Source organism: Nocardioides sp. B129/18, assembly GCF_055282735.1.
Genome location: NZ_JBUZJI010000019.1, coordinates 1,311 through 20,862 on the forward strand (window position 1 = coordinate 1,311; position 19,552 = coordinate 20,862).

Consider the following 19,552-nt stretch of genomic DNA (forward strand, 5'->3'; position numbering starts at 1 on the left):
CCCCCCCCCCCCCCACGACTCCGAGCTCATCAACACCGGCCTGGCCACCGACGCCGGCTACCGCGGCACCTTCCGCCACGAGGCCGAGAAGGACCTCGACGAGCTGCGCGAGACCTTCAAGCGCAAGGCCCACACCGCGGCGATGGAGCGCTCGCTCACGGCGCTGCTGCGCGCCGAGCCCGACCGCGACGTCGCCACGCTGGTGGAGGTGCGCCTCGGCGACCTCCCGGACGACGCCACCACCGGCGGGCTGCGTCGCCGCCGCGAGGCCCTCGGCCTGCGGCTCGACGACGACGCCCCGGTGCTGGTCGACCACGCGGGCGCCGCCTACCCGGCCGAGCAGGCCGACGCCGTGCTGCGTCGAGCCCGCTCCACCCGGGTCTCGATCGAGGGCAACGCCCACTTCTGCCGGGGCCTGCTCGGCACCCGCTACCCCGACGAGGAGGCGTTCGTCCCGCTCTCCTCGCTCACCGCCACCCGCCCGCCCCACACGCACCCCTCAGAGGAGTCCGCATGAGCACCATGCGCGCCGTCCAGGTCGTCGGCTACCACCAGGGCCTGGAGATGACCGAGCTGCCGATCCCCGAGGCCACCGGCCCGCTCGACGTCGTCGTGCGGATCGGCGGGGCCGGGGTCTGCCGCACCGACCTGCACATCCTCGAGGGCCAGTGGGCCGAGAAGTCCGGCGTCACGCTGCCGTACACGATCGGCCACGAGAACGCCGGCTGGGTGCACGCGGTCGGCTCGGCCGTCACGCACCTGCGCGAGGGCGACCCGGTGATCCTGCACCCGCTGGCCACCTGCGGCCTGTGCCGGGCCTGCCGCCGCGGCGACGACGTGCACTGCGAGACCAGCGCGTTCCCCGGCATCGACACCCACGGCGGCTACGCCGACTACTTGAAGACGACGGCCCGCAGCGTCGTGCGCATCGACGACCGGCTGCATCCCTCCGACGTCGCCGCGCTCGCCGACGCCGGCCTGACGGCCTACCACGCGGCGGCCAAGGCGGCGCGCCGGCTGACCCCGCGCGACCGCTGCGTCATCATCGGCGCCGGAGGCCTGGGCCACATCGGCATCCAGGTGCTCAAGGCGCTGAGCCCGGCCGAGCTGATCGTCGTCGACCGCAACCCCGAGGCCGTCAAGCTCGCGCTCTCGATCGGCGCCGACCACGGCGTCGTCGCCGAGGGCGGGCAGGTCGAGGAGGTGCTCGGCCTCACCGGCGGCTTCGGCGCCGAGGTGGTCGTCGACTTCGTCGGCGAGAACGGCTCGACGTCCGAGGGCCTGGCGATGACGCGTCGCGCCGGCGACTACCACGTGGTGGGCTACGGCGAGAACGTCGACGTCCCGACGATCGACCTGATCTCGGAGGAGAAGAACGTCATCGGCAACCTCGTCGGCTCCTACGACGACCTGTGCGAGCTGATGGCGCTGGCGGCCCGGGGCGCCGTCACGCTGCACACCCAGAAGTACGCGCTCGACGACTTCGCCACCGCCGTCGGCGACCTCGACGCCGGCCAGGTCCGCGGCCGCGCGATCCTCGTGCCCTAGTCGCCTCGCGCGAACGACGGGGGCCCGGTGCGTCTGCGCGCCGGGCCCCCGCCCACGTGGGATCCTCGGGCGGTGAGCACGACCCGGAGCACCACGGACGCCTACTTCGCCTGTCTGGCCTGCGGCCACGAGTTCGACCCCATCGCCACCCGGTGGTTCTGCCCGCAGTGCAAGTTCAAGGCCAACTGCTGCGAGGGCGAGGCCCTGCCGTTCGCGTGAGCACGCGGCACCGGTTCGGCGGCGCGATCGCCGGCGTCGGCTCGACGTCGGGCGTGCGCGTCGTCGTCGGCCGCTGGGACGAGGGCCCCTGGGGGCCGTTCGCCGACGTCATGGTGGCCACCGCCGAGGGTCGACGCGTGCTCCTGGCTCCCGACGCCCGGGTGCGCGACTTCGTCGCGGCCACCTACTCCTTCGACGAGGTGCGGCTCGAGCCCGTCGAGGTCACCGCGACCCCCGACGGCTGGCGGGTGCGCACGACGTCGCTGAGGCTCGACCTCACGCTCGGACGCCGCACCGCGCTCGGGTGGCTGCTGCGCCTGGTGCCTGCGCCGCTCGCCCGGGCGCCCTGGTTCTGCGCGCTCACCGACCCGGTCGCCCGGCTGCTGGTGCGCGGCGTGCGCACCCGCGGCTCGGCCGGTCAGGGGCGTCGCGAGTGGTACGGCGCCACCGACCTGCGCGCCGTCGTCGCGATCGAGGGCGCCTGGGACGGCGTCCCGCTCGGCGCGCTGACGCCGGTGCGTCCGCAGCCCGGCTTCGGGTTCTCCTCCACCCCCGAGCGGCCCGGCGTCACGACGGTGACGACGACGGTGGAGGTGCCAGGCGCGCCGCCCGGTGGCGCCAGGTCGAGCTGACGACCATCCCGACGCGCTCGTAGAGGCCCAGGGCGCCCGTGCGCGAGTCGGTGGACAGCGAGCAGCGAGGGGCGCCGGCGTCCCGGGCCAGGCCGAAGGCGTCGGCGAGCAGCGCCTGCGCCAGGCCGAGGCCACGGCGGTCGGCCCGGGTGGCCAGCCGGTCGACGTATCCCTCGGCCCAGCCGCCGTCGGCGTCGGGCACGCGGACGAGCAGGGCCAGCGCCAGCACCTCGCCGTCCCGGTCGACGACCACGCGCAGGTGCTCGGGCTCGAAGCCGGGACGCTCGACGGTGCGTGCGGCCCAGTCGCCGTAGGGCTCCGGCCCGCGGTCGGGCCACTCGCCGAAGGCGGCCTCGGTGAGGCGCCAGCAGGCCTCGTGCTCCTCGACGCGGGCAGGGCGGAGCGTGCAGCCCGGCGGCAGGTCGCGGGGCGCGATCCGGGCCTCGGGGGGCAGGTCCAGCACCCAGCTCTCCCAGCGCACCTCGTGTCCGAGCGCCGCCAGGAGCCGGTCGCCCGCAGAGCCGGCGGGCACGGGCATGCCGGCCCAGGCGGCGCCGGCCGCACGGGCGCGCTCGGTGCGCCAGTGGGCCAGGGCGGTGCCGAGGCCGCGGCCCTCCCAGGCGGGGTGCACGCAGGCGTCGCCCCGCTCGCCGTCGGTCTCGGCGTAGGCCACCAGGACGTCGTCGACGAGCACGCCGACGCTGCCGGCGGCCAGGTCGAAGGAGGGACGCTGCCAGTCGGCCTCGATGTCGGCGAGCTCGATGACCGTCTCGCCGAGGTCACGCTGCTGCTGGGCCGCCATGACGGCGACGACCGCTGGAGCGTCGGCCGGCACGAGCGGGCGGGCGTCGAAGCCGGCGGGGAGGTCGATCATGATCCGCATCCTGGCCCGCAGGCACGAGGGGCCGCACCCGGATATCCGGGTGTGGCCCCTCGGGGGGTCGTGCGTCAGGCGTTCTTGATCGCCGAGATGTCGAACTCGAGCTTGACCTTCTCCGAGACGAGGACGCCGCCGGTCTCGAGGGCGGCGTTCCAGGTGAGGTCCCAGTCCTTGCGGTTGATGGCGGTGGCGCCCTCGAAGCCGACGCGGGTGTTGCCGAACGGGTCCTTCGCGGAGCCGGTGAAGTCGAAGTCGATGGTGACCGGCTTGGCGACGCCCTTGATGGCGAGGTCGCCGGTGATCGTCCACTCGTCGCCGTCGCGGGAGACCTGGGTGGAGACGAAGGTGATCTCGGGGTTGGCCTCGGCGTCGAAGAAGTCGGCGGAGACGAGGTGGCCGTCGCGGTCGGCCACGCCGGTGTCGATGGAGGCGGTCTTGATGGTGAGGCTCACCGTGGAGGCGGCGGGGTTGGCGGCGTCGATGTGGGCCGTGCCGCTCCACTCGCCGAACTGGCCGCGGACGGTGGTGACCATCGCGTGCCGGGCGCTGAAGCCGAGGCGGCTGTGGCTGGCGTCGATGGTGTAGTCGCCCGAGATGTCCTCGAGGACGGTGGTGCCGGCGTCGAAGACGTCGGTCTCGGCGGTGTTCTTCTTGCTGAAGATGCCCATGGTGCGCTCCCTGGAGGATCGTGGTTAGTAGAAGTTTCAACCACCGTAACGGATCGGTGGGCCTGCCGCATTCCCGGCTCAGCCTGCTGGCCCGGGTGTGGTCTGGACCACCCTAGGTCGGGGAGCCCTGGATGAACGTCGGGCGACGGCCCGGGAGAGCGCGGCACGGTCCTGAGGCGCCCCGGGAACGCCGAGAGCCGCATCCGACGTCTCGGATGCGGCTCTCGGCGGCTCGTCCTCGGGGACGAGCGGGGGTCGGACGCGCGGGGCGTCGCGACGGCTGTCGTCAGGCAGCGTGCGTGGCGTGCAGTGCAGCGGCCATGTCCGGAGTCACCCAGCGGGACTCCAGGCGGCTGCGGCCGTCAGCGTCGGTGACGTTGATCCAGACCTGCACGATCTCCGTGGTGATCACTCGAGAGTGGGCCATGAGACACCTCCTGTTCACTTTCCGTTCACCAAAGGTAGCACGGCTCCACCTGCGCGGGCTCTTTTTGGCGGAATCCTGACGGCTCGCTCCACCCGGACCCGCGCCACGCGGGCTCAGAGCGCCACCGCGCTCCACCCCGGGGGGCGAGGGTCGTCGTGACACCCGCCGTTCAGCCGCCGGACGCCCGGAGGTGCTCGGCTGCGCGCCATGACGTCCCTCTCGGGTCCCGCCCGTCCGTCGCGCCGCGCCGTCCTCGCCGCCGGCGGCGTCGGGGCCACCGCCTCGCTCCTGCCCGACAGCCTCCACCGCGCCATGGCCGCCCCGCCCCGGGCCGGTGGCCTGCGCGCCGTCGAGCACGTGATCCTGCTGATGCAGGAGAACCGCTCCTTCGACCACTACTACGGACGCCTGCGCGGCGTGCGCGGCTACGGCGACCGCCACCCCCTCCCGCGGCCTGCGGGCAGTGCCAGCGTGCTGCGCCAGCCCGACGGCGCGGGGGAGGTGCTGCCGTTCTCCCTGCGCGAGGCGGCGGCCGCGGCCGGGCGTCCCGCCGGCGACATCCAGTACCTCGGCGCGCTGCCGCACGGCTTCAGCGACGCCACCGCGGCCTGGGCCGACGGCTGGTGGGACGGGTGGGTGCCGGCCAAGGGCCGCGCCACCATGACCTACTACGACCGCACCGACGTGCCCCTGCAGTACGAGCTGGCCGAGACCTTCACGACCCTCGACGCCTACCACTGCTCGGTCTTCGGCTCGACGAACCCCAACCGCAACTACTTCTGGACCGGCACCACGGGCGTCGAGCCCGCCGGCGGCGGCCGCGCCGTCACCAACGCCGCCTACTCCTACGACCACCCCGGCTACGCCTGGACCACCTACCCCGAGCGCCTCGAGGCCGCCGGCGTCGACTGGCGGATCTACCAGGAGTGGGACAACTTCACCGACAACGCGGTGGAGTACTTCGTGCCGTTCAAGCGCATCGGCGCCAAGGCGCTCACGTCGGTCTCGGAGACCTTCCGCACCACCGAGGAGCTCTACGACTCCCTCCACGACCGCACCCCGGCCGAGCAGGACCGCGTGCTCGCCGAGCTGGAGCGCGGCCGCGCGTCGCTCACCACCGCCGAGCGCTCGCTGTTCGACCGCGGCATGGCCCGCAGTCGTCCCGGCACGCTGCTCGAGCGGCTGCGCGCCGACATCGAGGGTCGCACCCTGCCGCGGGTGAGCTGGATCGTGCCGCCGGCCTCGCTCTCGGAGCACCCCGGCGCCTCGACGCCGGTGGGCTCCGCGCACCTCGTCCACGACCTGCTCGACCTCGTCGCCTCCGACCGGCACACCTGGGAGCGCACGGTCGTGCTCATCAACTTCGACGAGAACGACGGCTTCTTCGACCACGTCCCGCCGCCGGTGGCCCCGCGCCCGGCGTCCGGGGAGGGCGAGGACTGGACCGCCGGACGCCCCATCGGGCTCGGCCCGCGGGTGCCGATGACGATCGTCTCGCCGTGGACCGTCGGCGGGTTCGTCGACTCCGCCACCGCCGACCACACCTCCACGCTGCGGTTCCTCGAGCAGGTCACCGGCGTGCGCGAGCCCAACATCTCCGCCTGGCGCCGCGAGGTCTGCTCCGACCTCACCGGCGCCTTCGACTGGGACGGCCGCCACCGCCCGCCCGTGCCGGCCAGCCCCGGCCCGGTGCCCGAGCCGATCGACCGCTGGAAGCCCACCCCGCCCGTCGACCAGTCCCTGCCCACGCAGGAGGCCGGACGCCGTCCGGCGCGCGCCCTGCCCTACCAGCCGTCGGTCTCGGCGGTGCTCGACGGCGACGCGCTGCGCCTGCGGCTGGGCAACGCGGGCCGCCGGGCCGCCTCCTTCACCGTCTACCCCTACGCCGGCACCCTCGAGGGGGCCGCGCGTCCGGTGGCCCGTCCCGTGCGCGGCCGGGAGGAGCTCGACGTCGCGCTCGCCGACGGCGCCTGGGACGTCCTCGTCCAGGGCCCGGCCGGGTTCTGGGCCGGCTTGCGCGGACGCCGCGACGGTGCCGCCGCCGGCGTCGACGTGCTCGCCGCCACCCGCCGCTGGCGCGGCGGGCTCGGCCTGACGCTGCGGACCACCGGCGCCCGGCCGGTGCGCCTCGTGCTCGCGCCGCGCGCCTACGCCGGCCGGCGCACGGAGGTGCTGGTGCGCCGCGGCCGGGCCGTCGAGCTCACCTGGCCCACCGACCACGGCTGGTACGACCTGGAGATCACCAGCCCCGACGACCTCGCCTTCGCCCGCACCCTCACCGGGCGGGTCGAGACCGGACGGCCCACCCGCACCGCCTGAGCCGCAGCCCGAGCGTCGCGACGGCCCCGGGTGACCACCCACACACCGCGCCCCGCAGCGCGGTGTGGGGGGTGGCATCGGCGCAGGTCAGCGCCGATGCGGTGTCGATCGCGCTGCGTCATCGCAGGCGCGACGCCGTCCCTCGACTCCTCCCGGAGCGCCTCCGCGCCCGCGGGGAATGCGCCGGGGGCCCCTGCGCCACTACCGTTGTCGGGTGAGCGACCCCGTGGACCAGACCGACGACCGCCCCGAGGACCGTTCCGACGCCCCCGAGCAGACCACGACCTTCGCCGACCTCGGCCTGGGTCCGAAGGTGCTCAAGGCGCTGCGCGACGTCGGCTACGAGACCCCGTCGGCCATCCAGGCCGCGACCATCCCGACCCTGCTCGACGGCCGCGACGTCGTCGGCCTGGCGCAGACCGGCACCGGCAAGACCGCCGCGTTCGCCCTGCCCGTGCTCGACCGGCTCGAGGTCTCCCAGAAGACCCCGCAGGCCCTCGTCCTGGCCCCCACCCGCGAGCTCGCGCTCCAGGTGTGCGAGGCGTTCGAGCGCTACGCCGCCCACCTCACCGGCGTCCACGTGCTGCCCGTCTACGGCGGCCAGGGCTACGGCGTCCAGCTCTCCGCGCTGCGCCGCGGCGTCCACGTCGTCGTGGGCACCCCCGGCCGCATCATGGACCACCTCGAGAAGGGCACCCTCGACCTCTCGGCGCTGCGGTTCCTCGTGCTCGACGAGGCCGACGAGATGCTCAACATGGGCTTCGCCGAGGACGTCGAGACGATCCTCGCCGAGACCCCCGTCGACAAGCAGGTGGCGCTGTTCTCGGCCACCATGCCCGCGCAGATCCGCCGGCTCTCGCAGGCCTACTTGCGCGACCCCGCCGAGATCACCGTCAAGGGCCGCACCTCCACGGCGTCGAACATCACCCAGCGCTACCTCGTCGTCAGCTACCCGCAGAAGGTCGACGCCCTCACGCGCATCCTCGAGGTCGAGAACTTCGACGGGATGATCGTCTTCGTCCGCACCAAGAACGAGACCGAGACCCTCGCCGAGAAGCTGCGCGCCCGCGGCTACTCCGCCGCCGCCCTCAACGGCGACGTCGCCCAGGCGCAGCGCGAGCGCACGGTCAACCAGCTCAAGGCCGGCAAGCTCGACATCCTCGTGGCCACCGACGTCGCCGCCCGCGGCCTCGACGTCGAGCGCATCAGCCACGTCGTCAACTACGACATCCCCACCGACACCGAGTCCTACGTCCACCGCATCGGCCGCACCGGCCGCGCCGGACGCAGCGGCGACGCCATCTCCTTCATCACCCCGCGCGAGCGCTACCTGCTCAAGCACATCGAGAAGGCCACCCGCCAGCCGCTGGCCGAGATGCCGCTGCCCGGCGTCGACGAGGTCAACGCCACCCGCCTCGCGCGCTTCGACGACGCCATCACCGAGGCGCTCGCCCAGACCGAGCGGATCACCGCCTTCCGCGACATCGTCGACCACTACGTGCGCCACCACGACGTGCCGCAGGCCGACGTCGCGGCCGCGCTGGCCGTCGTCGCGCAGGGCGACACCCCGCTGCTGCTCGACCCCGCCGCCGAGCCGCCGCGCCGCACCGAGCGTCCCGAGCGCGCCGACCGGGGCGAGCGGCCCGCGCGCGGCGAGCGCTCCGAGCGTCCCAACCGTCGGGCCGACGGCCCGCCGCTGGCCAGCTACCGCATCAGCGTCGGCAAGCGGCACCGCGTCGAGCCCCGCCAGATCGTCGGCGCCATCGCCAACGAGGGCGGCCTGCGCCGCGCCGACTTCGGGGCCATCTCCATCCGCCCCGACTTCTCCCTCGTCGAGCTCCCCGCCGATCTCGCCCCCGAGACCTGGGCGGCGCTCGCCGACACCCGCATCAGCGGCAAGCTCATCGAGCTGCGGCTCGACGACGGCCCGCCCGGACGCTCCGGCGGCCCCCGCCGCTCGGGCGGTCCGAAGCGGTACGACCGCGACGGCTCGGGCCCGGCCTCCGACGGCGGCTCCGACGGTGCTCCCCGCAAGCCGCGGCACCGCAAGAGCCACGACTGAGCGGGCCCGGGACGCGCCAGAAGTTCCCCGGCTGACAGGGGAACTTCTCAAAGGTCAGGGAAACTTCGGGGCCCTGACGCCCAAGTTCCCCTGACCAATCGCGGCGCGCTGATAGAAACGGCACGGTGAAGCGTCTCGGTGCCGTCCTGCTCTCCGTCGCCGTCGTGGGGGGCCTGCCGGCCTGCTCGGGCGACGACGATCCCGACCCGCGTCCGGTCGCCGAGGCGTGGGCCGAGGGCCTGGCCTCCGGCGACCTCGCGAAGGTCGCGCTGAGCCCGTCGAGCAGCGGCGCCACCACCGGTGCGGCGCTGACGAAGGACTACGAGGCCGCCGTCAGCGGCATGGACGGCCTGACGCCGAAGGTCGCCGTCGGCTCGATCAGCGAGGGCGAGCGGCCGGCGGCGACGCTGCGCTGGACCTGGCCGATCGGGCCGCAGGGCTGGACCTACGAGACCACGCTCCCGTTGAAGGAGGCCGACGGCGCCTGGACGGGCGTGTGGAGCGAGGCCGTCGTCGAGGGATCCCTGAAGGACGGCGAGCACCTCGCGGTGCAGCGCACGGCCGCGACCCGCGGCGACATCGTCGGCGCCGGCGGCACGACGCTGGTGACCGACCGCGAGGTCACCCGCTTCGGCATCGACAAGGCGCGGGTCAGCGCCGCCACCGCGCTCGCCTCGGCCCGCCGCCTCGCCGCGCTGCTCGACATCGAAGCCGCCGGGTTCGTCGCCCGCGTGAAGGCGGCCGGCGCGAAGGCGTTCGTCGAGGGCATCGCCTACCGCACCGAGGACGTGCCGAGCCGCGTCGGCGCCGGGTACGCCGACATCGACGGCGCCGGGGCGGTGCGCGACGAGGTGCCGCTGGCGCCGACGCGCACCTTCGCCGCGCCCATCCTCGGCAGCGTCGGGCCCGTCACCGCCGAGATGGTGAAGAAGGACCCCGACGCCTACCGGTCCGGCGACGTCGCCGGGCTCTCGGGCCTGCAGGCGCGCTACGACGAGCAGCTGCGCGGCACGCCCGGCGCCGTCGTCACCGCCGTGCCGCAGGGCGAGGACGCCGAGTCCCGCGAGCTGTTCAGCGTCGAGCCGAAGGCGGGGTCCACGCTGCGGATCAGCCTGCAGGAGCGGCTGCAGCGCGAGGCCGAGACGGTGCTCGCCGGCGTGCGTCCCGACAGCGCGATCGTGGCCATCCGACCCTCCGACGGCGCGATCCTCGCGGCGGCCACCGGCCCGTCGAGCAGCCAGAACCTCGCCACCTACGGCCGGTTCGCGCCCGGCTCGACGTTCAAGATCGTCAGCAGCCTGGCCCTGCTGCGCGCCGGGCTCACGGCCTCGAGCACCGCCAGCTGCCCCGCGACGCTGACCGTCGACGGCAAGCGCTTCAAGAACTACTCCGACTACCCCGCCTCCGGTCTGGGACGCATCACGCTGGCCCAGGCGGTCGCGAACTCCTGCAACACCGCCTTCATCGGCCAGCGCGGCAAGGTGAGGGGCACCGCCCTCGCCGACGCCGCCGCCTCGCTCGGCCTCGGCGTCGACCACGACCTCGGCTTCCCCGCCTACTTCGGCCAGGTCCCCGCCCCGCGAAGCCAGACCGAGGCCGCCGCCGACCTCATCGGCCAGGGCACCGTGCTGGCCTCCCCGATGGCCGTCGCGACGACGATGGCCTCGGTGGAGGCCGGACGCACGGTCGTCCCGTGGCTGGTCGACTCCGCGAAGCCGAAGGCCGGGGACGTCACGCCGCTCACGAAGGGCGAGGCCGCCACGCTGCGCTCGCTGCTGCGCGGCGTCGTCACCCAGGGCTCCGGCCGCGCGCTGGCGAGCCTGCCGGGCCCCGAGGTGATCGCCAAGACCGGCACCGCCGAGTTCGAGCGGGGCGGGAAGGTGCTCACCCACGCGTGGATGGTCGCGGGCCAGGGCGACCTCGCCGTCGCGGTGTTCGTCGACGAGGGCGAGTCCGGGTCCGGCACGGCCGGACCCCTGCTGCGGCGCTTCCTCGCCGCGGCCCGCTGAGCGGTCCGACGGGCGCCGGAAAAGGCGTGAGCCCCGCGCTGCATGGGGTCAGCGGGGGCTCACCGTCGCTTCTGAGTGCTCCCTCCGAAGTGACGTCGACGATCATGCCACGTCGTGCGAGGCGTCGTGACCGAAACGCGGCAAGCACAGGGCCGGCTCCGGCGCGACGAACCCGGGTTGACCCGGGAGGGGGGTGCGTCGACGGCGCCGCGGGCCGGTGACAGGATCGGCTCCATGAGCCGACTCGACGCCCTCACCGACCTGCTCCCCGCCGACCACCGCGGCCTGCTCATCGGCGGCCAGTGGCGTCCGGCCTCCGACGGCGCCACCTTCGACGTGCTCGACCCCGCCGACGGCTCGGTGCTCACCGCCGTCGCCGACGCCAGCGTCGAGGACGCCGTCGCCGCGCTCGACGCCGCCGTGTCCGCTCAGGCGTCCTGGGCCCGCACCGCGCCGCGCGAGCGGGGCGAGATCCTGCGCCGCTCCTTCGAGGCGATCGCCGCCCGCGCCGACGACCTGGCGCTGCTCATGAGCCTGGAGATGGGCAAGACCGTCGCCGAGGCCAAGGGCGAGGTCGGCTACGGCAACGAGTTCTTCCGCTGGTTCTCCGAGGAGGCCGTGCGCATCGCCGGCCGCTGGATGCAGGCCCCCGCCGGCGGCAGCCGGCTGCTCACGATGAAGAAGCCGGTCGGCCCGTGCCTGTTCATCACGCCCTGGAACTTCCCGCTGGCCATGGGCACCCGCAAGATCGGCCCCGCGATCGCCGCCGGATGCACGATGGTCGTCAAGCCGGCCGCCCAGACCCCGCTCACCATGCTGGCCCTGGCCGGCATCCTCGCCGAGGCGGGACTGCCCGACGGCGTGCTGAACGTCGTCCCCTCGCTGCGGGCCGCCGACATCAGCGAGCGGCTCCAGGCCGACGACCGCCTGCGCAAGGTGAGCTTCACCGGCTCCACCGGCATCGGCAAGGTGCTGGTCAAGCAGTCCGCCGACCAGCTGCAGCGCGTCTCGATGGAGCTCGGTGGCAACGCGCCGTTCCTCGTCTTCGAGGACGCCGACGTCGACGCCGCCGTCGAGGGCGCGATGGTGGCCAAGATGCGCAACATGGGCGAGGCCTGCACGGCCGCCAACCGGTTCCTCGTCCATGAGGACGTCGTCGAGGAGTTCGCCGAGAAGCTAGCCGCCCGGATGGGCGCGCTCGTCGTCGGGCGCGGCCAGGACGACGGCGTCGACGTCGGCCCGCTCATCGAGGCCAAGGCCCTCGACGGCGTCCGCGCGCGCGTCGAGGACGCCGTCGCGGAGGGCGCCCGCGTGCTCACCGGCGGCAGCGACGCCGAGGTCCCCGCCGACGGCTACTTCTACCCGCCGACCGTGCTCGTCGACGTGCCGGCCGACTCCGCGCTCAACCGCGAGGAGATCTTCGGGCCCGTCGCGCCCGTCCTCGCCTTCCGCACCGAGGAGGAGGCGATCGCGCGCGCCAACGACACCGAGTACGGCCTGGCGTCCTACGTCTACACCCGCGACCTAGCCCGCACGATCCGTCTCGCCGAGGCGCTGGAGTACGGCATGGTCGGCGTCAACACCGGCCTGATCTCCAACCCGGCGGCGCCCTTCGGCGGCGTCAAGGCCAGCGGCTTCGGCCGCGAGGGCGGCTTCGAGGGCATCGAGGAGTACCTCGAGACCACCTACGTGGCGCTCCCCGCCACCTGACCCACCCCAGAGAGGTCCGTGATCTCGGCATGGATCCCCACGGAGAGACCCGCCAGCAGTACCGCGACTTCGTCGACCACGCCCGCGACTCGCCCGCCCTGTCCGCCTGGGCGGCCGGCGTCGTCGACGACGACGAGGTGCTCGCCTGGATCGGCGCGCTGCCCGGCATCAAGACCCAGCCGAACCTGGTGTTCGGGGCCGCGCGTCACCACGGCGTCGCCGCACCCGGCCCCTACGCGGCGCTGCGCGAGGCGCTCCTCGGCGACGACGGCACGATCCGCACCACCATCCTCGAGCGCTCCACCCAGACCAACGAGGCCCGCCGCAGCGCCACCCTCCTCCCGGCGTTCTCCCTCCTGGCCGACCAGCTGGACGACGGACCGGGCGACGGAGCCGCGGTCTCGCTCCTGGAGGTCGGCGCCAGCGCCGGACTCTGCCTCTACCCCGACCGCTGGGACTACCGCTGGAGCACGGCCGACGGCGACGTCGTCCTCGACGCCGGGCAGGGCCGCGAGCTCGCCTGCGTCGTCGAGGGCCCGGCGCCGCTGCCGAGCCGTCCGCTCCAGGTGGCCTGGCGCGGCGGCGTCGACCTCAACCCCCTCGACGTCGCCGACGCCGACCAGGCGGCCTGGCTGGAGACGCTGATCTGGCCCGAGCACGACGACCGGCGCGCGCTCCTGCGCGAGGCCGTCGCCGTCGCCCGGGCCGAGCCCGCGATGATCGTCGCCGGCGACCTCCTGGAGGAGACCGAGGCGCTCGTCGAGCGGGCCGCGGCCCACGGCCCGGTGATCGTCTTCCACACCGCCGTCATCGCCTACCTCTCCGACGCCGACCGCGAGCGGTTCCACGCCCTCATGACCGGTCTCGTGGCCCGGGGGGCGTGCCACTGGGTGAGCAACGAGGCGCCGCGGGTGCTGCCGGCCGTCACGGCGACGGCGCCGTCCGGTCCCGTCGACGGCTCGTTCGTGCTCGGCATCGATGGCGTGGCCCGGGCCTTCGCCCACGGTCACGGGCGCCGGCTGACCTGGCTCTGACCGAGCTCTGAGCCGGCTCTGAGCGCCCGCTCCGCGGCGGCGCGCGGTCCTCAGGCCAGGCCGAGGGCGCCGGCGAGGCGGGCGCGGGAGGAGATGCCGAGCTTGCGGTAGACGTGGGAGAGGTGCCACTCCACGGCCTTGACGCTCACCGCGAGCTCGGCGGCGACCAGCCGGTTGGTCAGACCGCTGGCGGCGAGGTCGGCGACCCGGCGCTCGGTGGCGGTCAGCGTCGCGACGCCGGCGCTGGGCGCCATCATCGGCTGCTCGCCGGCCCGGGCCAGCAGGCGCTCGACGCGCTCCTGCAGCGGCCGCAGGCCCTGACGATGGGCGTAGCACTCGGCGCCGCGGAGCAGGGTCACCGCGCGGGCCCGCTCGTGGTCGGCGAAGCCGAGGAGCAGCAGGCCGGCGAGGTCGGCGTCGAGCTGGGCCTGCAGGCGTGCGGCCGGCACGTCCTCGACGAGGACGCGAGCCTGCTCGAGGAGGTCGACGCGGTGCTCGCCGGCGTCGACGGCGGCCAGGGTGCGCAGGGCCTCGGCCCGCACGCGCGGGGACGCGTCGGCCACCGCCGCGGCGTGCTCGCGGGCGACCGCGCGGGCCTCCCCGCGCTGTCCGTCGCGCAGGAGGGCCAGCGCCAGGGCGGCACGCCAGGGCACCTCGGCGGCGTCGGCGCCCGCGGCGAGGAGTCCGGCGGCGGTGCAGTGGCCGATGGCCTCCTCTGCGGCGCCGTAGGCCGAGGACAGGTCGGCGCGCACCAGCTCGAGGCGGGCGGCCTGCACGGGCGCCGACGGCGTCCCGAGGGCGACGAGGAGGCCCTCCGCGGCCTCGACCTCGCCGCGGGCCAGGCGGACCTCGGCCAGCGCGAGGGTGGCGCGGTGCCGCACCGGCGCCTCGGCGGAGGCGTCCGCGGCGAGCGGGATGAGCCCGACGAGCGCGTCGATCAGGCGCCCCTCGACCTGCGCCTCCAGGGCGCGGGCCAGCCGCTCACGGGCACCGGCCGGCCGCGCGGACCGGGTCCGCGGGCCCGGGGGTGCGACTGGGGAGGACGGGACGAGGGCCCCGGCGGCCTGCATGCGTCCATCCTCGCGGGCCGGTGCCCGCGCCGAGGCGGGTTTGCCCGAACTCGTGGACCCCTCACCCGTCCGGTCCAGTCCGCGCCGGCGGCCGCTCGACGCGGCCGAGCCGGGCCAGCAGCCGGGCGGGCGCGGCGGCGTCGGGACGCACCGCCAGGGGGGCGGCGAACTGAGGGGATCGATCCCCGTCGGCGCCGGTGTCGACGAGGAGGCCCGCGATCGGGAGCAGGTCCGCGGCCAGCGCGGGGGCCAGACGGGGGCCGCCGACGACGCCGGCGAGGTCCTGACCGTGCACGGCCAGCTCGAGGGCCGCGGTCGAGACCACGAGCGGGGCCGCGAGATGCAGGTCCGCGAGCGCGACCGACGTCGGGGCCGGGGCGTCGAGACGGGCCACCCAGGTCTCGAGCAGCCGCCGGGCGCGCAGCGTCAGATCGCCCGCGACGCCGTGCGCCGGCGGGACGCCCGCCCGTCGGGTCGGAGCGCCCATGCACCCGGTCGCGGCCTCGGTGAAGGCCTCGATCCCGTCGTCGAGGTGGTCCAGGAGCGTCACGACCGACCAGCCGACGCAGGGCGTCGCGCGCGGCAGGTCGTCGTCGACGACGCGGGCGAGCACCGCCGCCAGCGGCACGAGGGCGCGCTCGAGCAGCTCCACCGCCGCGGCGAGGTCGACCAGCGCGCCCGGGACGGGGGTCCCCGGGCCCGCGCTCATGGCCGGTGGACGGCGGGGAGGCGGGTCGGCAGGCCGAAGGTCGCGAAGAGCCGGGGGTCGAAGAAGGCGTCGACCTGGGAGACCTCGTCGCCGGTGAAGGTGAGCACCTGCAGCTGGAAGGGCACGAACCCGCCGGCGGGGTCGCGCATGTAGAGGCCGAAGGCGGACTGGCCGTTGGCGCGCGTCGGCAGCATCGGCATGTCCTCGCTGCCGCCGGGGCACTCGTTGCCGATGAGCCAGGCGATGTTCGAGCGGCCCTGGAACCAGCTCGTGAACGGCGGCATCTCCCAGACGGCCTCGGCGGTCAGCAGCGAGACGATCGTGTCGACGTCCTTGCGCCAGAACGCCTCGACGTAGCGCTCCAGCAGGCGCTCCTGGCCCGGCGTCAGGTCGGCCTCGACGGTGTCCTCGGTGAGGCCGCGTCCCTGCATCTGGGCGTGCGCGCGCTGGAGGGCTGAGTTCACGGCCGCGACGGTGGTCTCGAGCGCCTCGGCGGTCTCGGCGGCCGACCACCGCAGCACGTCGCGCAGGATCAGCACGGCCCGCTGGCGCGCCGGGAGGTGCTGCAGCGCGGCGACGAAGGCCAGCCGGATGGAGTCGCGCTCGCCGACCAGCACGGCGGCGTCGGGCACCGGCTCGAGCCAGGTGATCTCGAGGTCCTGCTCGAGCGCCGTGCCGGCGGGCTGGTCGGGAGCGCCGAGACCGGCCGGCAGCGGGCGCCGGGGGCGGCCCTCGAGGTTGGTCAGGCAGACGTTGGTGGCGATCCGGTAGAGCCAGGTGCGCACCGAGGAGCGGCCCTCGAACGCGCCGGCGGCCTTCCAGGCCCGCAGCAGGGTCTCCTGGACGAGGTCCTCGGCCTCGTGCACCGAGCCGCTCATCCGGTAGCAGTGGGCGAGCAGCTCGCGCTGGTAGCGGCCGGCGAGAGCGTCGAAGTCGTGCAGCTCGCCTGCCGCGACGGGACTGGTGGCGGGGCTGCTGGCGGGGCTGCTGGCGGGGCTGGTGGCGGGCGTGCTGGTGCTCATGGTGCTCCCTGGGTGCCGAGACGTCGGGTCGATCCTGCCGTCTGAGGGGGTGGACCCCGCAAGACCCCCGGACTCATCGCCTCGCCTCGACGCGGGGGTGCGGCGTCTGGGATCGTTCGGCGCGATGACCCCCGCCTCGCGCTCCTTCGCCGTCCTCCTCAACCCCGCCGCCGGCGGGGGCGATGCTGCCGCGAGCGCTGCCGCGGTCGTCGACCTGCTGCGACGTCGCGGAGCCGAGGTGCGCCTCCTCGACTCGCCCGGCCCCGACCGCCTCGCGCCGCTGGTGGAGGAGGCCGCCGCCCGGGGCGAGGTGGTGGTCGCCGCCGGCGGTGACGGGATGATCTCCCACCTCGTCGGACCGGCGTCGCGGGCCGGGGCACTGCTCGGCCTGCTGCCCGCGGGCCGCGGCAACGACTTCGTCCGGATGCTCGGCCTGCCCACCGACCCCGAGGGCATCGCCGACACCCTGCTGCGCGCGCCCGAGCACGCCGTCGACCTGCTGGCCTGCACCCGCCCCGAGATCGGCGAGGAGCGCGTCGCGGGCTCGGTCTACTGCGGCATCGACGCCCACGCCGCCGCGCTCGTGCACCGGATGCGGCGCACGCCCGGACCGCTGCAGTACCCGACCGCGGCGATCCGCGCGATCTGGTCCTACGCGCCGGGGCGCTTCCGCGTCGAGATCGACGACGTCGTCCACGAGGTCGAGGCCGGCATGGTCGTCGTCGCGAACTCCGGCTACTACGGCCAGGGCATGCGGATCGCGCCGCACGCCTCGGTGACCGACGGGGTGCTCGACGTCGTCGTCGTGGCGGCCACCTCGCGCACCACCCTCCTGCGGGCCTTCCCGAGCATCTACGCCGGACGCCACGTCGAGCGGCCCGAGGTCAGCCTGATGCGCGGACGCCGGGTGCGGATCAGCGCCGACGCCCGCCCGCCGGTGGAGATGGGCGCCGACGGCGAGCCGCGCGGCGTCCTGCCGCAGCGCGACGCCGAGCCGGTCGTCGTCGAGGTGCTGCCCGGCGCGCTGCGGGTCGTCGGGGGCTGATGCGCTGGTTCCACGTGGAACCAGCGCCGGTGGATCTCGGAGCAGACCTCAGGGCCAGATCTCAGGGCAGGGTCAGCACCAGCAGCTCGGTGTCGACGGCGGCGCGCACCTCGTGGGCCGGCTCGTCGGCGAGCAGGAAGGCGTCCCCGGCCTGCAGCGGCTCGGCGAGGGAGGAGCGCAGCAGGGCGCCGCGGGTGAGGGCGGCGTAGACCCGGGGGCCGGTGGCCAGGGTCAGCGTCTCCTGCGGGCCGAGCCGGGCCAGGCGGAGCGTGACGCCGGGCAGCCCGAGGTCGGGGGAGTCGACCCAGGTGCCGCGGGCGGCGTCGAGGGCGGTGCCGAGGTCGGCGACCTCGTGGATGACGCCCTCGCGGTCCTCGGGATCGGAGATCCACAGCTGGACGAAGCGGGTGCCGGTGCGGCCGATCTCGCTGTGCTCCGCGCCGTCGCCGGGGCGGAACACCCCGAGGGTGCCGGCCGGCAGCGCCACCGGCTCGCCGTCGTCGTGGCGGTGCTCCAGGACGCCGTCGAGCACCCAGGAGACGATGACGACGCCCGCGTGGTGGTGGGTCTCGAAGCCGGTGCCGGCGGCGAGCAGATGCTCGTCGTGGCAGACGAGCGCGCCGAAGCCGAGGCGCTCGGGGTCGTAGTGGGCGCCGAAGGAGAAGGCGTGACGGGTCTGGCGACCGACCTCACGGGTGAGGAAGCGCGCTGAACCTCTGCGGATCTCCACGGTCATGGTGGACGATCGTGCCATGCCCTTCCCCGCGGCCGATCTGCCGCTGCCGGTCCTGCGACCGGTGCTCCCCCCGGGCTTCCGCTTCGGCGTCGCCACGGCGGCCTGGCCCACCGAGGGCGCGGTCGACGGGCGGGGCACCTCGATCTGGGACTCCTTCGCGGCCCAGGGCCTCGTGCGCGGCGGCGTCGGTGCCGAGCCCGCGGCCGACGCGCTGCGCCGCTGGCCCGAGGACGTCGCCCTCCTGCAGCGGCTCGGCGTCCAGGGGCACCGCCTCTCGATCTCGTGGCCGCGGGTGCAGCCCGGCGGCAGCGGGCCCGTCTCCGCGGCCGGCCTCGACCACTACGAGCGGATCGTCGACGCCCTCCTCGCCGCCGGCGTCGACCCGATGGTGACGCTCTACCACTGGGACCTGCCCGAGGAGCTCGAGCAGCGCGGCGGCTGGCTCGACCGCGACACCGTCGACCGGTTCGCCGCCTACGCCGAGACCGTCGCCGCCCGGCTCGGCGACCGCGTCGCCCAGTGGGTGCCGGTGCACGAGCCCGGCGTGGCCGCCCTGCTCGGCTACGGCGTCGGCATGCACGCGCCGGGCCGCTCCCTGCTCTTCGACGCCCTCTACGCCGCCCACCACCTGCTGCTGGCCCACGGCCGGGCCGCGATGGCCGTGCGGCAGCACAGCCGCGGCGAGATCGGGTGCGCCAACAGCCATGCCCCGATGTGGCCGGTCAGCGAGGACGCCGCCGACGTCGGCGCCACCAAGCTCTTCGACGCCCTGTGGAACGGCTTCTTCCTCGAGCCGATGCTGCTGGGCCGCTACCCCGCCGACCTGCTGCCGCTCATGGAGGACGTCGTCGCCGACGGCGACCTCGCCACCATCCGCCAGCCCCTCGACTTCTACGGCGTCGACTACTACGCGCCGATGCGCATCGGCGCCGCCCCGCTCGAGGCCGACCTGCCCTTCGAGCTGTGCGACACCGTCGGCCACCCCGTCACCGACGCCGGCTGGCCGGTGGTGCCCGAGGCGCTGCGCGAGTGGCTGATCATGCTGCGCGCCCGCTACCGCGCCGCGCTCCCGCCGATCGTCATCACCGGCAACGGCGCGTCCTACGTCGTCGAGCCCGACGCCGACGGCCGGATCGTCGACACCGAGCGGGTCCGGTTCCTCGACGGCCACCTGCGCGCCGTCGCCGACGCCGTCCAGCGCGGCGTCGACATCCGCGGCTACTACGCCACCTCGCTGCTCGACGGCGTCGAGTGGACCGAGGGCTGGACCCAGCGCTTCGGGCTCGTCCACGTCGACCCCGCCACCGGCGTCCGCACGCCCAAGGAGTCCTTCGACTGGTACGCCTCGGTGATCGGGGCGCAGACGCGGTCGGTGGGGTAGGGCTCCCGCTGGGCTGGGCGGGGGGACAATTACCCGGCTGACCGGGTAACTGTCCCCCGTGTGACGTGTCCGGCAGGTTCG

Annotated in this window: 18 protein-coding genes; 11 read left to right on the forward strand and 7 right to left on the reverse strand. The window is 75.0% G+C overall.

What is annotated here, in order from left to right:
* From ACZDWJ_RS13625 to ACZDWJ_RS13640, 4 genes are all read left to right on the forward strand, one after another.
* A partial coding sequence (locus ACZDWJ_RS13625; RefSeq protein WP_463521541.1) for a hypothetical protein occupies nt 1-517 on the forward strand: 517 nt, incomplete at its 5' end.
* Nucleotides 514-1,548, forward strand: a complete 1,035-nt coding sequence (locus ACZDWJ_RS13630; RefSeq protein WP_463521543.1) for an NAD(P)-dependent alcohol dehydrogenase — start codon at nt 514-516, stop codon at nt 1,546-1,548. The genes ACZDWJ_RS13625 and ACZDWJ_RS13630, both read left to right, overlap by 4 nt.
* A 72-nt stretch (nt 1,549-1,620) precedes the next feature.
* Nucleotides 1,621-1,767: a hypothetical protein gene (locus tag ACZDWJ_RS13635; RefSeq protein WP_463521545.1), complete on the forward strand. Its 147-nt coding sequence runs from the start codon at nt 1,621-1,623 to the stop codon at nt 1,765-1,767.
* Nucleotides 1,764-2,399 carry a hypothetical protein gene (locus ACZDWJ_RS13640; RefSeq protein ID WP_463521547.1) on the forward strand — a complete coding sequence of 212 codons (636 nt, stop codon included), beginning with the start codon at nt 1,764-1,766 and terminating at the stop codon, nt 2,397-2,399. Before ACZDWJ_RS13635 ends, ACZDWJ_RS13640 begins: the two co-directional genes overlap by 4 nt.
* Here the strand turns inward: ACZDWJ_RS13640 and ACZDWJ_RS13645 are convergent.
* From ACZDWJ_RS13645 to ACZDWJ_RS13655, 3 genes are all read right to left on the reverse strand, one after another.
* Nucleotides 2,335-3,273 carry a GNAT family N-acetyltransferase gene (locus tag ACZDWJ_RS13645; protein ID WP_463521549.1) on the reverse strand — a complete coding sequence of 313 codons (939 nt, stop codon included), beginning with the start codon at nt 3,271-3,273 and terminating at the stop codon, nt 2,335-2,337. The two genes, ACZDWJ_RS13640 and ACZDWJ_RS13645, sit on opposite strands and share 65 nt — an antisense overlap.
* Nucleotides 3,274-3,347: 74 nt before the next feature.
* A complete protein-coding gene (locus ACZDWJ_RS13650; RefSeq protein WP_463521551.1) occupies nt 3,348-3,947 on the reverse strand; it encodes a YceI family protein in 600 nt (199 codons plus the stop codon).
* 286 nt (nt 3,948-4,233) lie between these two features.
* A complete protein-coding gene (locus ACZDWJ_RS13655; protein WP_463521553.1) occupies nt 4,234-4,374 on the reverse strand; it encodes a hypothetical protein in 141 nt (46 codons plus the stop codon).
* Between the two features lie 207 nt (nt 4,375-4,581).
* Between ACZDWJ_RS13655 and ACZDWJ_RS13660 the strand changes: the two genes are divergently transcribed.
* From ACZDWJ_RS13660 to ACZDWJ_RS13680, 5 genes are all read left to right on the forward strand, one after another.
* The gene (locus tag ACZDWJ_RS13660) at nt 4,582-6,693 is read left to right on the forward strand and encodes a phosphocholine-specific phospholipase C (protein WP_463521555.1); all 2,112 of its coding nucleotides are present in this window, start codon (nt 4,582-4,584) and stop codon (nt 6,691-6,693) included.
* A 214-nt stretch (nt 6,694-6,907) separates the two neighbouring features.
* Complete coding sequence (locus ACZDWJ_RS13665) at nt 6,908-8,755, forward strand: DEAD/DEAH box helicase (protein ID WP_463521557.1); 1,848 nt, start codon at nt 6,908-6,910, stop codon at nt 8,753-8,755.
* Between the two features lie 125 nt (nt 8,756-8,880).
* A complete protein-coding gene (locus ACZDWJ_RS13670) occupies nt 8,881-10,764 on the forward strand; it encodes a penicillin-binding transpeptidase domain-containing protein (RefSeq protein ID WP_463521559.1) in 1,884 nt (627 codons plus the stop codon).
* 234 nt (nt 10,765-10,998) lie between these two features.
* Nucleotides 10,999-12,474: an NAD-dependent succinate-semialdehyde dehydrogenase gene (locus ACZDWJ_RS13675; protein WP_463521561.1), complete on the forward strand. Its 1,476-nt coding sequence runs from the start codon at nt 10,999-11,001 to the stop codon at nt 12,472-12,474.
* 29 nt (nt 12,475-12,503) lie between these two features.
* Nucleotides 12,504-13,508: a DUF2332 domain-containing protein gene (locus tag ACZDWJ_RS13680; RefSeq protein WP_463521563.1), complete on the forward strand. Its 1,005-nt coding sequence runs from the start codon at nt 12,504-12,506 to the stop codon at nt 13,506-13,508.
* A 50-nt stretch (nt 13,509-13,558) separates the two neighbouring features.
* Here ACZDWJ_RS13680 and ACZDWJ_RS13685 read toward each other — a convergent pair whose 3' ends face one another.
* From ACZDWJ_RS13685 to ACZDWJ_RS13695, 3 genes are all read right to left on the reverse strand, one after another.
* On the reverse strand, nt 13,559-14,578 hold the full coding sequence (locus ACZDWJ_RS13685) for a helix-turn-helix transcriptional regulator (protein WP_463521565.1): 1,020 nt from the start codon (nt 14,576-14,578) through the stop codon (nt 13,559-13,561).
* 61 nt (nt 14,579-14,639) lie between these two features.
* Nucleotides 14,640-15,287, reverse strand: coding sequence for a maleylpyruvate isomerase N-terminal domain-containing protein (locus tag ACZDWJ_RS13690; RefSeq protein WP_463521567.1), 648 nt, complete (start codon nt 15,285-15,287; stop codon nt 14,640-14,642).
* Nucleotides 15,284-16,309, reverse strand: a complete 1,026-nt coding sequence (locus ACZDWJ_RS13695) for a sigma-70 family RNA polymerase sigma factor (protein ID WP_463521569.1) — start codon at nt 16,307-16,309, stop codon at nt 15,284-15,286. The genes ACZDWJ_RS13690 and ACZDWJ_RS13695 overlap by 4 nt, the downstream gene beginning before the upstream one ends.
* A 124-nt stretch (nt 16,310-16,433) precedes the next feature.
* Here ACZDWJ_RS13695 and ACZDWJ_RS13700 point away from each other — a divergent pair, with 124 nt between their 5' ends.
* Complete coding sequence (locus ACZDWJ_RS13700) at nt 16,434-17,354, forward strand: diacylglycerol/lipid kinase family protein (protein ID WP_463521571.1); 921 nt, start codon at nt 16,434-16,436, stop codon at nt 17,352-17,354.
* Nucleotides 17,355-17,415: 61 nt separating this feature from the next.
* Here the strand turns inward: ACZDWJ_RS13700 and ACZDWJ_RS13705 are convergent, their stop codons facing one another.
* A complete protein-coding gene (locus tag ACZDWJ_RS13705; RefSeq protein WP_463521573.1) occupies nt 17,416-18,090 on the reverse strand; it encodes a pirin family protein in 675 nt (224 codons plus the stop codon).
* A 16-nt stretch (nt 18,091-18,106) separates the two neighbouring features.
* Here ACZDWJ_RS13705 and ACZDWJ_RS13710 point away from each other — a divergent pair, with 16 nt between their 5' ends.
* A complete protein-coding gene (locus ACZDWJ_RS13710) occupies nt 18,107-19,471 on the forward strand; it encodes a glycoside hydrolase family 1 protein (protein ID WP_463521575.1) in 1,365 nt (454 codons plus the stop codon).
* The last annotated feature ends 81 nt before the right edge of the window (nt 19,472-19,552 follow it).